The sequence below is a fragment of the Hyphococcus sp. genome, assembly GCF_965267305.1.
Lineage (GTDB): Bacteria > Pseudomonadota > Alphaproteobacteria > Caulobacterales > Parvularculaceae > Hyphococcus.
On the sequence record NZ_OZ253945.1, the window covers coordinates 2,700,002 to 2,712,427 of the forward strand.

17 protein-coding genes are annotated in these 12,426 nt (G+C 59.6%); 3 read left to right on the forward strand and 14 right to left on the reverse strand.

Features of this window, described 5'->3' with window-relative positions; all coding sequences use genetic code 11:
* The 5 genes from ACQY5P_RS12785 to ACQY5P_RS12805 all read right to left on the reverse strand — a co-directional run bounded on the left by ACQY5P_RS12785 (position 1) and on the right by ACQY5P_RS12805 (position 3,758).
* The gene (locus ACQY5P_RS12785; protein ID WP_428407255.1) at positions 1-354 is read right to left on the reverse strand and encodes a hypothetical protein; all 354 of its coding nucleotides are present in this window, start codon (positions 352-354) and stop codon (positions 1-3) included.
* Complete coding sequence (locus ACQY5P_RS12790) at positions 354-1,121, reverse strand: hypothetical protein (protein ID WP_428407256.1); 768 nt, start codon at positions 1,119-1,121, stop codon at positions 354-356. The genes ACQY5P_RS12785 and ACQY5P_RS12790 overlap by 1 nt, the downstream gene beginning before the upstream one ends.
* Positions 1,122-1,130: 9 nt before the next feature.
* Complete coding sequence (locus tag ACQY5P_RS12795) at positions 1,131-1,499, reverse strand: hypothetical protein (protein WP_428407257.1); 369 nt, start codon at positions 1,497-1,499, stop codon at positions 1,131-1,133.
* Between the two features lie 157 nt (positions 1,500-1,656).
* Positions 1,657-3,204: a hypothetical protein gene (locus ACQY5P_RS12800; RefSeq protein ID WP_428407258.1), complete on the reverse strand. Its 1,548-nt coding sequence runs from the start codon at positions 3,202-3,204 to the stop codon at positions 1,657-1,659.
* A gap of 98 nt (positions 3,205-3,302) precedes the next feature.
* Positions 3,303-3,758 carry a hypothetical protein gene (locus tag ACQY5P_RS12805; RefSeq protein WP_428407259.1) on the reverse strand — a complete coding sequence of 152 codons (456 nt, stop codon included), beginning with the start codon at positions 3,756-3,758 and terminating at the stop codon, positions 3,303-3,305.
* A 176-nt stretch (positions 3,759-3,934) separates the two neighbouring features.
* On the opposite strand from ACQY5P_RS12805, the gene ACQY5P_RS12810 reads away from it, so the two are divergent.
* The 3 genes from ACQY5P_RS12810 to ACQY5P_RS12820 all read left to right on the forward strand — a co-directional run bounded on the left by ACQY5P_RS12810 (position 3,935) and on the right by ACQY5P_RS12820 (position 6,443).
* Positions 3,935-4,552: a glutathione S-transferase family protein gene (locus tag ACQY5P_RS12810; protein WP_428407260.1), complete on the forward strand. Its 618-nt coding sequence runs from the start codon at positions 3,935-3,937 to the stop codon at positions 4,550-4,552.
* A 250-nt stretch (positions 4,553-4,802) separates the two neighbouring features.
* Positions 4,803-5,960, forward strand: a complete 1,158-nt coding sequence (locus ACQY5P_RS12815; RefSeq protein WP_428407261.1) for an Acg family FMN-binding oxidoreductase — start codon at positions 4,803-4,805, stop codon at positions 5,958-5,960.
* Between the two features lie 3 nt (positions 5,961-5,963).
* A complete protein-coding gene (locus tag ACQY5P_RS12820) occupies positions 5,964-6,443 on the forward strand; it encodes a MarR family winged helix-turn-helix transcriptional regulator (RefSeq protein ID WP_428407262.1) in 480 nt (159 codons plus the stop codon).
* Here ACQY5P_RS12820 and ACQY5P_RS12825 read toward each other — a convergent pair.
* From ACQY5P_RS12825 to ACQY5P_RS12865, 9 genes are all read right to left on the reverse strand, one after another.
* Positions 6,440-6,970 carry a DUF4199 domain-containing protein gene (locus tag ACQY5P_RS12825; RefSeq protein ID WP_428407263.1) on the reverse strand — a complete coding sequence of 177 codons (531 nt, stop codon included), beginning with the start codon at positions 6,968-6,970 and terminating at the stop codon, positions 6,440-6,442. The two genes, ACQY5P_RS12820 and ACQY5P_RS12825, sit on opposite strands and share 4 nt — an antisense overlap.
* 22 nt (positions 6,971-6,992) lie before the next feature.
* Positions 6,993-7,364 (reverse strand): VOC family protein, encoded by a 372-nt coding sequence (locus ACQY5P_RS12830; protein ID WP_428407264.1) that lies wholly within the window; start codon positions 7,362-7,364, stop codon positions 6,993-6,995.
* Positions 7,365-7,473: 109 nt separating this feature from the next.
* Positions 7,474-7,887, reverse strand: a complete 414-nt coding sequence (locus ACQY5P_RS12835) for a response regulator transcription factor (RefSeq protein ID WP_428407265.1) — start codon at positions 7,885-7,887, stop codon at positions 7,474-7,476.
* 55 nt (positions 7,888-7,942) lie between these two features.
* Positions 7,943-8,596, reverse strand: coding sequence for a glutathione S-transferase family protein (locus ACQY5P_RS12840; protein ID WP_428407266.1), 654 nt, complete (start codon positions 8,594-8,596; stop codon positions 7,943-7,945).
* A 13-nt stretch (positions 8,597-8,609) separates the two neighbouring features.
* On the reverse strand, positions 8,610-9,281 hold the full coding sequence (locus ACQY5P_RS12845) for a YceI family protein (RefSeq protein WP_428407267.1): 672 nt from the start codon (positions 9,279-9,281) through the stop codon (positions 8,610-8,612).
* The gene (locus ACQY5P_RS12850; protein ID WP_428407268.1) at positions 9,278-10,228 is read right to left on the reverse strand and encodes a glycerophosphodiester phosphodiesterase family protein; all 951 of its coding nucleotides are present in this window, start codon (positions 10,226-10,228) and stop codon (positions 9,278-9,280) included. Before ACQY5P_RS12850 ends, ACQY5P_RS12845 begins: the two co-directional genes overlap by 4 nt.
* A 113-nt stretch (positions 10,229-10,341) precedes the next feature.
* Positions 10,342-10,809 carry a hypothetical protein gene (locus ACQY5P_RS12855; protein ID WP_428407269.1) on the reverse strand — a complete coding sequence of 156 codons (468 nt, stop codon included), beginning with the start codon at positions 10,807-10,809 and terminating at the stop codon, positions 10,342-10,344.
* Between the two features lie 11 nt (positions 10,810-10,820).
* The gene (locus ACQY5P_RS12860; protein ID WP_428407270.1) at positions 10,821-11,219 is read right to left on the reverse strand and encodes a hypothetical protein; all 399 of its coding nucleotides are present in this window, start codon (positions 11,217-11,219) and stop codon (positions 10,821-10,823) included.
* 100 nt (positions 11,220-11,319) lie between these two features.
* Positions 11,320-12,291 carry a quinone oxidoreductase family protein gene (locus ACQY5P_RS12865; RefSeq protein WP_428407271.1) on the reverse strand — a complete coding sequence of 324 codons (972 nt, stop codon included), beginning with the start codon at positions 12,289-12,291 and terminating at the stop codon, positions 11,320-11,322.
* Positions 12,292-12,426: the final 135 nt, after the last annotated feature.

Here is a 12,426-nt window from a genome sequence, read left to right on the forward strand (position 1 = left end):
CTAAAGCGCGCCGCGTGTGACTGCGTAAAGCACGCGCTCAATGACGCCGACGATTTCCGCCCGGTCTTCGGTTTCATGTTTCTGAAGCAGCGTGCTGGTGAAATCGCCTTCGTAAAGCCGCATCACGAAGCGGCCGCCCGGTTCGCCTTCCGGATACCAGCCGAGATCGAGGAGGCGATTGCGGCGCTCATTCTTGAGTTGCAGAAGCGACTCTTTGAGAAGGGTCCAGGCGTCCGGATGATCGATGTCGACTTCGCAAAAGGAGTTATAAGAGACCGTCCAGCCTTCGGGGATGCGCAAGGACTGTAACGGCTCGTCATTTGCGAGCGGAATTGCTGTAAGGAGCCTGGCCATTATTCGCCGCAATCCATGGGCGCGTCGAGACTGTCGCTGGAACAAGTCAGGCGCGTATTGCAGATTTCCTTGACCTTGAAGGCGAGCCGGCCGTCGAGGCTGCTGGCGTAGTTTCCGAAAATCGCGTGGTTGGCGATGGGCCGGAAACCGTCGCGCCAGCCGAGGTTGAGCGCCGCGAGATTGGCTTTCAGCGCCGCCACATCCTTTTCATCGCCGCCGCCGGTTTTGAGCGTCAGCAGCAACTCCTCCACGACGCTGAAATAGGTGAGAAAGGCGGCGATGCGCGGGCCCAGATCCCGCGCGGTCGGCGCCGGCACGGCGAGCATTTCGCGCGCGAGCGCCACGCGCAGATATTCCGTATGGTGATCGCCTTGCGGATCCCAGATGTCGCTCTCGAGCATCTGGCGGATCATGGGTTTCAAATCGAGTGGCCGTTCCATGCGCGGCAGAAGCCGCCCCATGCGCGGGATCAGGTCTTTCATCTGTTCATGGAGGAACGTGTAGGTTTCAAGGCGCTTCGCCTCATCCGTCATCGCTGTGGCGGCCTCCACGCGCTGCGCAGCCGTTCCTGTAAAGGCGAGGAAATGCTTGTCGAGATCGTAATAGCTGTCCTTGAAATAGGCGTAGACCGCCGCTTTATGCACCCATTGGGCGTCATCGCGGCAGGCCTCGATCTCCGCTTTCTCGACCCCGTCAAAAACCGGCTGCGCCGACGCGGCGAAGGGCGCGAGGGCGGTGACAAACGCGACAAAAGAAAAGCCCCGCATGCATCCCCCTCAATAATAACCCGTGCCGTAATAGGTCGGGTTGGAAATGCAGGGACGGCCGTTCGACGTCGAATCGAAAGTGCCGGAATAGGAGGGCGTGCTGCCGTCCGTGTACCAGGTCATGTTGTAGCCGGCCCCGCCATTGGCGTAGCTCGGACAGTAGTACACATAGGAATAGGAGTTGGCCCCGTAATAGCGAAGCTGCGCGCGCTTCCGCTCCAGGCACACGCTGTCATAGCCGACGAATTCGTCGTCATTGTTGTAGACCGAACAGATTTCATAATCGCCGTCGGATAATTGCTGCGCGCTGGCGGCGGGCGCGGCGACGAATGAAGACGCTACAATGGCAAGCGCGGATATAACCCTGATCATCAGCATGCGTATCTCCTGTTTGCATGACCAGTTGGTAATGCGAATGGGGCGAGAATGAGGCGAGAGCCTGTTTAGGACAGAGAATGTGGTTGCCTTGCGTAGATTAACTGCGTCGCGATCAATGCGGGGCCCAAAGCGCTTTTGCGCATTCAGCGGGCGTGGTCTAATTGATCTTCATATTCGCGGGGTCATTCGCCGGAACCGCACAGATGCCGGTCTCTTCAAGTCTTTCCGTATCAAGATAGAAATAGTCGCTGATATACATAAAGTCGGAACCGGGGCATTGCCCTAGCGCGGCGTCGCGCAAAATCGCCAAGGCGGGCCGGCCTTTCCGGAGATAGGGCGTCGCGCTGGATATATAACCGGGACCGCTCGTAAAGATTTCACGGCGCAGCAAAATGGAATAAAAAGAATGCGTCCCACGGTAGGCGCCGTAGTGTTCGAAGGTGTCAATGACGCCGTAATCCAGCGCCTCAAAATAAATATTGGCGCTCGTGGGGCTGTTCTGGACGACGAGAAGGGGCTCGCCATTATTGTCGAAAACGACCTGCGCAAAAGACGCCCCATATCCATAAACGCGGTCTGAAAAATATATTCCATAGGCTTTATCCGGCTGTTTAATAATGCATCTAGGAACAGAATCTCGGAGGCCCAACTCTGCTGCGATTGTGCCATCGGGCCTTTTTAAATAACAAGTATATTGGTCGTCTTGCACGGCAGTAAGGGTCGCTGTCCGATACGCCGCCATGGGATCGGGCTCGGCCGGCTCGTTTTCCTTCTTGCGGTCGAGCGCGGTGATGTAGCTGGAAAGGCGCGCCTCTTCCTTCGCCGCGGCCTTGTCAAGCGCCTTGATGCGTTGGAGCTGTGCGGCGACCAGCGTTTTTTCTCTTTCGCGCCATTCTTTTGTGAAAGCGCCGCCCGGCGCGGTCTCGACGATCAGCGCCTGCCATGAGTCCTCATAGGCTTTCAGTTGCTCCGCAGACGGATTCTTTTCCGGGAGGAGGGGCAGCCGGCGCATGGCGTCGTTCTTGCGGTCGGTCCAGCCTGCCGTTCCCTCCCCCTCGCGCGCCGGGAAGTCTGCGAAATAGGCTGCCGTTCGGGCCCGCTTGAACGCCGCGGATTTCTCGCGCCAGGCGCGTTTTTCCGCGCGTTTCATGACCGCGACGCCGTTAAGGCTCGCCTTGAGCGCGGTCACTTCGGACAGCTTGAGCCCGCCAAGCGCGACCTGTTTCGCGTCTGCGGCGCTAAGCCATTTGCCGTTCATGGCGAGGCAGGCGTCTTTGTTGCCGGAGTCGGGCCCCTGAAACCGCACGCCCGCATCGGGGAGGGCGCAAAGGAACTTGTCCCAGGAGGGGCTGCCCGCAACATTGAAGCCGCTGCGCCCGTTCTGGGCGACAACGCCGGCGTCGCAAAGAACCGCGATGGTTTTCGAAGAGCCGAAACCGTATTTCGTATCGCGCGGATCGGGGCCGGAGGCGGCGAGGAGGAGATTGTAGATCTCGATCTCGCTTGGCTGCGCGCGCTCGATCAGCCGCGACCCGTCGCTTAAGGGATCGATCTCCATGCTCGCCTGATCGGTGTTCTTCCAGCGCGCGGTGCAGTTGATGACCGGCTCTCCGAGGAGGTACCAGACCGAGAATTTTCCATCGAGATAGATGGCGCTTGCGCTAACGAAATCCATGCCCTCGCCGGCGTCGCCATCTGACGGCATGTAAGAGGTTTCCCAAGAGAACCGTGAAGGCGTTGGCGCCGCGGCGTGAGCTGCGCCCGTGAGAAATGAGGCTAAGAGTGCGAAGATAATCCGTCGCATCACCAGTCCTCGATAATCTCATCAAGCTCAGCCGCGTCGGTGTTGTTCGCGTTGAGGCCTTCAAAATAATCTCCGCCGGCCGAATCCTGCGGGCCGTCATCGCCGCCCGGATTGAGGCCGGCGATTTTCTCCGGAATATCCGAAAGGCCGGTGCGGGAAACGACCTCGCCGATCAGGAACAAAAGTCCGCCGAGGATCAACGGAAAGCCGAAGATCGCGAGCGCGACCGACGACCATTTCCCCGCGCCCGTTAGGAGCCGGAAGCCCCGATAGACGAAATAATAAAGGAGAAGGCCGAGGGCCGCGCCAATTAGCGCCAGCCATAAAGGCGGCTCTTCAATCATGCGCGCGCCGAGGGCCACAGAGCCCAACGCGATGAACGCGCAGACGATGACGATCAGGAATCCCTTACCGGGATTGCGCGACGGCGCCGTTTCCGGTTCGGCAGCGTTCATGCGTGGGGCCCCTCTTGTTTTCGCCGCACGCAAACGCTCGGCACACGGACAACATCACCCAGAGATTGATATTTTGTAACCCGGTTTGTGGCGCGAATGTGGCTGGCTGCTGATCGGCGTTGCCGCCCCTCGGCGCACCCTCTAGGGTTGTGGGGCCGAGCCAGAGGAGAAGCCCCATGCCATTGAAACTCATACATTTTCCGATGACGCGCAGCCTGCGCGTCGCGTGGGCGGCCGCCGAGCTCGGCCTCGATCTTGAGATCGAGACGCGGGTGTTCGACCGGGCGAAACTGAAAGAGCCGGACTATCTGAAGCTCAATCCGTTGGGCAAGACGCCGGTGTTCTTCGACGGGGACAAGAGGATGATCGAATCCGTCGCGATCATTGAATATCTCGCCAACAAATACGCCGGGGGAAAACTATCGCGAAATGCTTCGCATGCAGACTATGCGGATTATCTCCAATGGATGGAGTTCGGCGAGGCGGGCATGGGCGGCTATGTGGGCCAGCTTCTCGGCCACTCAATGCTGTTGCCGGAAGAGTTCCGGATCGAATCCATGCGCCTGTGGGCCGAAGGGGAAATGAAAAACTGCCTTGCGTTTCTCGAAAGCAGCCTTGGCGATGAGGGCTATCTTCTCGACGAATTTTCTCTCGCCGACATTTCCGTCGGGTACATTCTTTTCCTGGTGAAAATCTCCCGCAATGGCGCACTGATGGGTGAAAAGACCGCCGCTTATTTTGCGCGGCTTACGGAACGCGACGCCTGGAAACGGGCATCGGCGCTGAAACCTTAACCCTAAAAAAGAAAAACGTTGCAGCATCTCCCCACGCTGCAACGTTCCTCCCCCTGAGAGCTATTCGGCGGCCGCCGTCTGAAACGGCTCTCCCCGGCGCGCCTTGTGCCGGGGTATGGCGAGTCTTCGGCCGTATTGATTGTAAAAATTGGCCATCGAAACGAGGCGCGCCCGCTTTTAAAATTATCCCGGCCAAATATATAGACATCTATTAAATAGGCGTCTATATAAGGCTCCGGGAGGACACGCTATGATCACCAGACGAGCTATATTATGGACGGGGATGGCTGGCGTCGCGCTAGGGGGGGCGGGGCTTGGCGCGCTGCTGCACTCGGATTTATCAAAGGCGCGGGCGCCCTGGCGCGAGGCCGGAGAGAGTTTCGGGGACCCGCGCCTCGACTCGCTCTCCTATGCGGTGCTGGCGCCCAATCCGCATAATCTGCAGCCATGGCTTATCCGGCTCGATGGCGAGGATGCGCTGACGCTCTTCTGCGATGGCGACCGTCTGCTCCCGGAAACCGACCCTTATGGCCGGCAGATCGTCATCGGTCTCGGCGCGTTTCTGGAGCTGTTGCGTCAGGCCGCCGCCGAGCAGGGCTGGCGAGTTGAGGCGACGCCGTTTCCCGAAGGCGAGCCGCAACCGGTTCTCGATGGGCGGCCTGTCGCGCGCATTGTTTTTGCGCGCGATGAGGCTGTGGCGCGCGATCCGCTGTTCGGTTCCGCGCTGGATCGGCGCACGGTGCGCATTCCATTCGATGAGAGCCGGCCCGTGAGTGCGGAAACGCTGAACCGCCTTGACGGCGTCTTGCGTCCCGGCGACGGCGAATTCGAGTGGGTGAATGACGCCGCCAATGTGGAGGAATTGAAACGTCTGTGCCGCGACGGATGGCTGGCGGAAGTCGGCGCGCCGGGGCCGCATCATGAATCGACGCGCCTTACGCGGATCGGCGAAAAGGAAATCAACGCATCGCCTGACGGGATTTCGCTGGCGGGGCCGGTGATGGAGGGGATGCGTCTCGCAGGAATCCTCACCCGCGAGAACATGGACGATCCAGCGTCCGCCGCTTATGGGGAAACGATCAAATTCTATAATGGTCTCATTGACAGCGCCATGGCGTTCGGCTGGCTCTCGACGGCGGATAATACGCGTACGGATCAACTGCGCGCGGGCGCCGGCTGGGTGCGCCTGCAGCTTGCGGCCACCAAGCTCGGCCTCGCCATGCAGCCGCTCAGCCAGGTGCTCCAGGAATTTCCGGCGATGGCGGAATATTATGAGGAAATTCATGACTTTACGGGTGTCCATCTGCCCGCGAGGGTGCAGGGCCTGTTCCGTTTCGGTTATGCGAAATTTCCTGCGCCGGCGCCGCGCTGGCCGCTAGCTTCGCGCATCGTCACTAAGGAAGCCTGAGGCGTGAGAGAAAATCGCGAAGCCGAAGCGGGTCTTCCCGGCGACCCGGCGCTCTTCAAGGCTCTGACGGAAATGTCGATGATTGCGAGCCTCGCCGATCGCGCCTTTGAGCGGGCGATGCCGGGGCGTTTGACCGTTGCTCAGTTCGGCGTGCTCAACCGGCTATTGCGCATTGAGGGCGAAGAGACCGTGGGCGAGCTTGCGGCGGCGTTTCAGGTAGCGCAGCCGACCATGTCGTCCACTGTGAAAAAGCTGCTCGACAAGGGCTATGTAAGCTTTACTCCGGACACGGAGGACCGGCGCGTCAAACGCGTGACGGTGACGAAAGCTGGCCGGGACATTCGCATGGCGGCGGTCCAAGCGATCGGGCCCGGCGTCGCAGCGCTCGAGGAAGCGACGGGCGGAACCGATTGGGAAGGTCTCTTGCCGGTGTTGAAGCGGCTGCGCGTTTTCCTCGACAATACGCGGACCGGGCCGGTCTAGCGGGCCGGAAAGGCTTTCGGATTGCGCAGGATCGCGGCGGAAAAGAGCGCGACCAGAAGCCCGACCGGAAAGATCTCCATGAAGGTGATGGGCAAGCGGTAGAGCGGGTTTTCATATTGCTCGGAAAACTTCGCCATATCTTCTGTCAGCTTCTGCAATTGTTCAAGGCTCGCTCCCGCCGCCTCTTTCTGGGCGATGATGGCTTGCGGGTATTGCTCTACAAACGCGTAATCGGTTGCGGCGAGGTTGATTTCCCAGCCGATGACGTAAAAGACCCCCGCGACTGCAGCGATAGCGAGGCCGAGCCCGAAGGCGGGGCCGAATTTGATAACGCCGCCAAGTTCGCGGTCGCGATAACGCTTGACCCCGATAAAAATGAGGACCAGCGCCAGCAGCATGATTGTGTAGCCGAAAAGCGCGCTGCTGGAGCCTTCGCCGAGCGTATCGGTGCTATTGATGCCGAGGCTCATGACGGCGATGGTGATCGCGCCCGAGAGGGCGCCGTAAATGAGGGCTGTCTTGAGCATGATGTGTCCCTTTCCGCTGTTTCTATGACGCCGAAGGCGGTTCGAAAATCGCCAGTTGATTGCCTTCCGGGTCCGTGAACCAGGCGAATTTGCCGCCCCCGCCTGGCGCAGCGGCGGGAATCTCCACCGGCCCAACCGTGACCTTGCCGCCCGCCGCCCGGATCGCGTTGCAGCCAGCGTTCACATCCGCGACCTCCATATAGATCATGACGTAATTATGCGGCTCATGGCCGAGGGCGGTCACCGCGCCGTCGATGCCCCGGCCGGCGCCGGTCTCCATCTCGGTGTTGAACGGCGCCTCTTTCGGGGTCCAGCCGAAGACCTTTTCATAAAAGGCGACGGTCTTTTCCCGGTCGCGGCAGCCAATATCGAAACGGATGACGGGTGCGCCCATGCTTTTCTCCCTTGTTGCAGCATTTCGGTCTTCAAGGTCGCGCAAAATGGGGCCGCGCGCCATCGTCCGAAAGGGTGAAATCGCAAGATTTCAGCGGCTTAAGGGGGGCTTAGGGGATCAGCGCCAGCTCCCGCGCTTTCTGCACGGCCTGGGTGCGGCGTGAGACTTCGAGCTTTTCGTAAAGGCTCGAGATTTGCGTTTTCACCGTGTTGGGCGAGACATTGAAGCGCCGCGCGATCTCCTTGTTGGAGAGGCCGTCGGCGAGGGCGGAAAGGGTTTCGTGCTCACGCTCGGTAATGCCGAGAGAGGAGAGCGCCGCCCGGTTCACCTCGAATGCGGGCGGCGGGGATTTGCGGGTCAGCCGCGCCCCCGCCCAAGCGCCCAGCGCCGTGAACGCCGCCGCCATCAGCACCAGATAGATCTCGCCTGCATAGACCCGGGTTACATATTTGAATTCGAGCCAGGCCAGCAAAAGCGCGGCGAGGGCGAGACCAAGGGCGTAAAGGGCGATGGTGCGTTTCATGGGACGACATTCTGCCCAAAAGCGGCGCGCCGCTCCAGTGGCCGTCAGCTAGGCCTTAGCTTTGGGGCGCGTGGGCGTCGATATCGGCGAGCTGGGCGGCGAGCGCTTTCTGAAAGGCGGGGCGGGCTTCTATGCGCGCCTTATAGGCGCCGAGGGGCGCGAAGCTTTCCACAAGGTCCGTGTGCATGACGATGCGCAGGACGGTTGTCATGGCGATGTCGGCTACAGTGAACCGTCCGGCGGCGATGAACTCGCGATCTTTCAAAACGGAAGCGAGATCGCCGAGGCGCTTTTTCGCGATTTCCTCCACCCCGTCGCGTGCGCCCTGATACCAATCCTTGTCGCGATGGAAACGGTCATGCATGACAATCGCCTGTAATTGTGGCTCCACGCTGTTGAGCGCCGCGAAGAGCCAGGTCGTCATTTCGTTTTTTGCGTCCGCCTCCGCCGGCGAGAGGGCGGCCGACTTCGTTGCGAGATGCAGCAGGATGGCGCCCGTCTCGAACATGGTTTTCCCGCCTTCCTCATAGACGGGAATCTGTCCGAAAGGCTGGAGCGCGCGCCAGTCCGGGCCGTCGCGGCCCATCAAAGGAACGAACTTCATCTTGTAGGGAAGCCCCGCCTCCTCCAGCGCCCAGCGCAGGCGCAAATCGCGCAGGAGACCCCTTGCGAAAGGCGGGACCCAGTCGACGGTGTGAATGGCGATCATGGCGTAACCTGTTCTATTCTTCTGCAGGGGCCGGCGCCGGTGGGCCGGTGAATTCCGCGTTGATTTCGAAGGAGACGAGGTCGCCGACGCCCATGGTCGTGCCTTCCGGCGGCAGGCCGTGGGTGAAGCCGAAATCGGAGCGCCGTAACGTTCCGTGTGCTGAAAAACCGATCCGCGCATTGGGATCGTACGGCGGATAGCCGGCATAGCCGCCGATGAATTCCGCCTCCATGGTCACCGGCGCGGTCGCGCCGAGCATCTTGAGCTCACCTTCGACGGTGGCGATGCGGTCGCCCGTCAGGGTGACATTGGTTGATCGGAAAGACATACCGGGATGGGCGCGGGCGTTGAACCAGTCAGGTCCCATGAGTTCTTCATGAAACCCTTCCGGCGGCGCCGGGATCGTCAGTGAGGGGACCTTTATGGATGCGCTGACGCTCATGCTCTCCGGGTCTTCCGGGTTGAACTCCAGCGTTGCACCGAAGTCGGAGAAAGAGGCGGTGTACATGGAGAAGCCAAGATGATCGATCTGGAACACAAGGCTCGCATGGGATTTGTCGAGGCGGTATTCGCCGGCGGGAGCCGTTATTTCCTGCTTAGGCTGAGCGGCTTGCGGGGCCTCGGCGGGCTTTCCGCAGGCGGCGGCGAAACAGAAGGCGATGGAGGCTAGGCCCTTGTATTTCATATGTTTTCTGTGTAAGTGACGCCGCATTCGCCAGCGTCGAAGGCGCGGCCGGCGGCCTGAAGCGCGGCGTAGGCCTCGCGCGGCCGGTCGGTGGCGATGATGTCGGCGCCCTGGGCCGCGATATCGGCGTAAAGCGCCTCATAGCCGGAGCGGGCGATGTCATTGTCGATGGAGTCGGCGCCGCCGAGGGTTCCGAAAATCACTTCCACCTTGCGGCTGTTGAGGATCGAGAAAAGGCGCGGGCGCGGATCCTCGATCCCGGTGAAGCCGAGAAGGCGGTCGTCCGGTATTCCGGCGGCGACCGCGCGGTTGAGCTCCGACTGGGATTCGAGGGACAGCGAGATCATCGCGCCGGGAAGGAGGCGGTGGAGTTTTTCCGCCGACGCCAGGGAATAGGCGATGAGGATCACGCGAGTTTCGGCATCCTGATTTTTGATTTCCGCGATGACGTCCTCATACCGGGTCGATTGCTTGAAATCGATTTCAAGGATGGTGCGTCCGTCGGCCCAGCGAAGCGCGTCTTCGAAACGCGTCGGCGCAAACTCCGTCTCGCGGCCGTCATTGTCTTCAAGACGCAGCCGGGCGATCTCGTCCCAGGGCATGACGTCCGCCGCGCCGCGCCCGGTGGTGGTCCGCTCCAGCGTGTCGTCGTGATGGAGATAGAGGACGCCGTCCGCCGACGTCGCCACATCGATCTCCATGATCGCCGGCGTATCGGCCAGGAGCGCCGCCATGGTCTCAAGCGCATTTTCAGGATAGCCGGCATGAGGCCCGCCGCGATGGGCGGCGATGAGCGCCGCGCCCTGACCTTCCAGGCAGTCGAAAAAGGCGTTGAGATCGCCGCCGGGATCGATCGACCAGCCGGTTATATCACTCTCAAAGTCCTCAAAATGCGAATCCTGAACTTCACACGCGCAAAGCGCGATCTGGAAACTCAGCGCGGCCAAGATCATGTTTCTCATACGATCATACAATAGAAAAAAGTGCGATCTGTCATGACCGCACTTTTCACAACTCGTCCATTTTTAGTTTTGGATCAATCAATCGGCTTTTAGAACATCTATTCACTTCTTATAAAAACGGCAGTCTCAATTTTTTCGAAAGCGGTCTGATAGATTAAGGGGTCAAGTATTTGACGATCCTGTTTTGATTTTTGGCCATACCAAGTTGAGGCTTCTGTTCCGGTTAAAAAATTTAAGCGCACACGAGTGAGCTCGGTCGAAACACTTTCAACGAAAGCGGTCGCACGAGTTTGTGTCGTATAACGGTTGCCAGTTAGCAGCCAATCTCTGTGGGAATCAGATGCGCTAAAGGCAGTAATAAAGCCCGTCTCTTTGTCAGCGCTTTCGACAGTATAACCGAGGTCTTGAAACACCGACATAACGCTAGAAAAAGCTACTTCCTTATCGGTTTCTAATTCTCTAGTTTGAAGCGCTTGTAGCTCAAGCGGTGTAAGTTCGGGTTTCGCATTACCTGCGCAGCCTGCAAGAAATACGAGAATTGAAATTAGTACAGCATTCCTAATCATTGGGCCCCTCCTTAAAAGTTGCTTTCTCTGCTGCGAAAATCACTCACGACGTCATTTTCATCGAATTTGATTATTAGAGTGATCATTCGAGATGTTTGAGAAAAGCCAGCTGCCTGACTCGATTCGCCGGCTATAATGATCGTCCAGTAGTTACTCGACGAGCTTGATTGCGCTATTGTTGCCGCCCTTTGGTAACTCCAAACTTCGCGCCCAGAACCGTCCCTAGTGGTGATGTTAGGAGCTCCGAAAGTTTCCAGAACTTCAGTTTTGGTTGTCTCACCGACTACAAGGTTCATTTGAACATTGCCCTGCGTCAACGCACTATTGCGATTGTCAACGGGAGTTGGTGCTGTTGCGCATGCAGATATTGCCAATAAGCTCATTGGCACAATAATTTCTCTGAATTTCATTTATTACCCCACCGTAATCTTGAGGGTAAATTATAATGAAAATAACATCACGCAAGTATAAATACTGCGTGATGTTATCACGTTCCAATTCCATGCAGTTTTAGGGCGTTATCACGATCGCCCCGGCGCTTTTGCCGCTCTCGAGCAGGCGGTGGGCCCCGGCGACGTCGCTTAAGGGGAAACGGTGCTCGATCTTCGGTTTCAAGGCGCCCTTGGCCACCATATCGAACAACGTCGCCGCCATGCAGGGCAGGCGCTCCGGCGTCGCATAGTGAAAGAGCGACGGCCGCGTGAGGGTGAGGGAGCCTCGGCGCATCAGCTCCAGCGGCGAGACTGCGGGGACGGGCCCCGACGCATTGCCGAAACTCACCATATGGCCGCGCAGGGAAAGACTGTCGAGCGACGCCTCGAAGGTCGCGGCGCCCACGGAATCGTAAACCACCTCGACGCCGCGCCCGTCGGTGAGGCGGCGCACTTCGCTGGCGATGTTGTCCGTCTGTGTACGGATGATGACGTCATCGGCGCCGTTTTCCCGCGCGACGGCTTCCTTTTCGGGCGCGCCGACCACGGCGATGACGCGCGCGCCGAGATGTTTCGCCCACTGACAAAGCAGGGTGCCGACGCCGCCCGCCGCCGCATGGACGAGGCAGGCCTCTCCGGCTTTCAACGGATAGATCTGGCGCACCAGCATCTCGACGGTGAGGCCTTTCAAGAAGATCGCCGCCGCCTGTTCGTCGCTGACGCCGTCCGGGATTTTCGCGCATAACACCGCCGCGCCGTTGGCGCGCTCCGCATAGGCGCCGGAGGAATGGAGACAGGCGGCGCGGTCGCCTGGCGAAAACCCCTCGACCCCGTCGCCCACGGTCTCAATGACGCCCGCCGCTTCCGAGCCTAAAACCGCAGGCAGTTCAACGGGATAGAGGCCCTTTCGCTGATAGATATCAATGAAGTTGAGGCCGATCGCCTTGTGGCGGAGCTGGATCTGGCCGAAGCCCGGGGCGGGCAGATCATGTTTGCGCATGGAGAACCCTTCCGGGCCTCCATGGTCGTCAAGAAAAACGGCTTTGGTCATGATGCTCCCGTTCCGCGTAACGCTCCCTGCTTAGCAGAAAGAAGACGCTGGGCCAGCCGGGTCCTGGCCGTTGACCGCAGGGCCCTTAGCGTAGAGGGTCTCGAACACATAGAGCGCGGGAGGGGTTCGCCATGG

Excerpts from the sequence above, each read along its gene's own strand:
- ACQY5P_RS12785 (WP_428407255.1), bottom strand. The coding sequence starts at position 354 with ATGGCCAGGCTCCTTACAGCAATTCCGCTCGCAAATGACGAGCCGTTA.
- ACQY5P_RS12790 (WP_428407256.1), bottom strand. The coding sequence starts at position 1,121 with ATGCGGGGCTTTTCTTTTGTCGCGTTTGTCACCGCCCTCGCGCCCTTC.
- ACQY5P_RS12795 (WP_428407257.1), bottom strand. The coding sequence starts at position 1,499 with ATGCTGATGATCAGGGTTATATCCGCGCTTGCCATTGTAGCGTCTTCA.
- ACQY5P_RS12800 (WP_428407258.1), bottom strand. The coding sequence starts at position 3,204 with ATGCCGTCAGATGGCGACGCCGGCGAGGGCATGGATTTCGTTAGCGCA.
- ACQY5P_RS12805 (WP_428407259.1), bottom strand. The coding sequence starts at position 3,758 with ATGAACGCTGCCGAACCGGAAACGGCGCCGTCGCGCAATCCCGGTAAG.
- ACQY5P_RS12810 (WP_428407260.1), top strand. The coding sequence starts at position 3,935 with ATGCCATTGAAACTCATACATTTTCCGATGACGCGCAGCCTGCGCGTC.
- ACQY5P_RS12815 (WP_428407261.1), top strand. The coding sequence starts at position 4,803 with ATGATCACCAGACGAGCTATATTATGGACGGGGATGGCTGGCGTCGCG.
- ACQY5P_RS12825 (WP_428407263.1), bottom strand. The coding sequence starts at position 6,970 with ATGCTCAAGACAGCCCTCATTTACGGCGCCCTCTCGGGCGCGATCACC.
- ACQY5P_RS12830 (WP_428407264.1), bottom strand. The coding sequence starts at position 7,364 with ATGGGCGCACCCGTCATCCGTTTCGATATTGGCTGCCGCGACCGGGAA.
- ACQY5P_RS12835 (WP_428407265.1), bottom strand. The coding sequence starts at position 7,887 with ATGAAACGCACCATCGCCCTTTACGCCCTTGGTCTCGCCCTCGCCGCG.
- ACQY5P_RS12840 (WP_428407266.1), bottom strand. The coding sequence starts at position 8,596 with ATGATCGCCATTCACACCGTCGACTGGGTCCCGCCTTTCGCAAGGGGT.
- ACQY5P_RS12845 (WP_428407267.1), bottom strand. The coding sequence starts at position 9,281 with ATGAAATACAAGGGCCTAGCCTCCATCGCCTTCTGTTTCGCCGCCGCC.
- ACQY5P_RS12855 (WP_428407269.1), bottom strand. The coding sequence starts at position 10,809 with ATGATTAGGAATGCTGTACTAATTTCAATTCTCGTATTTCTTGCAGGC.
- ACQY5P_RS12860 (WP_428407270.1), bottom strand. The coding sequence starts at position 11,219 with ATGAAATTCAGAGAAATTATTGTGCCAATGAGCTTATTGGCAATATCT.
- ACQY5P_RS12865 (WP_428407271.1), bottom strand. The coding sequence starts at position 12,291 with ATGACCAAAGCCGTTTTTCTTGACGACCATGGAGGCCCGGAAGGGTTC.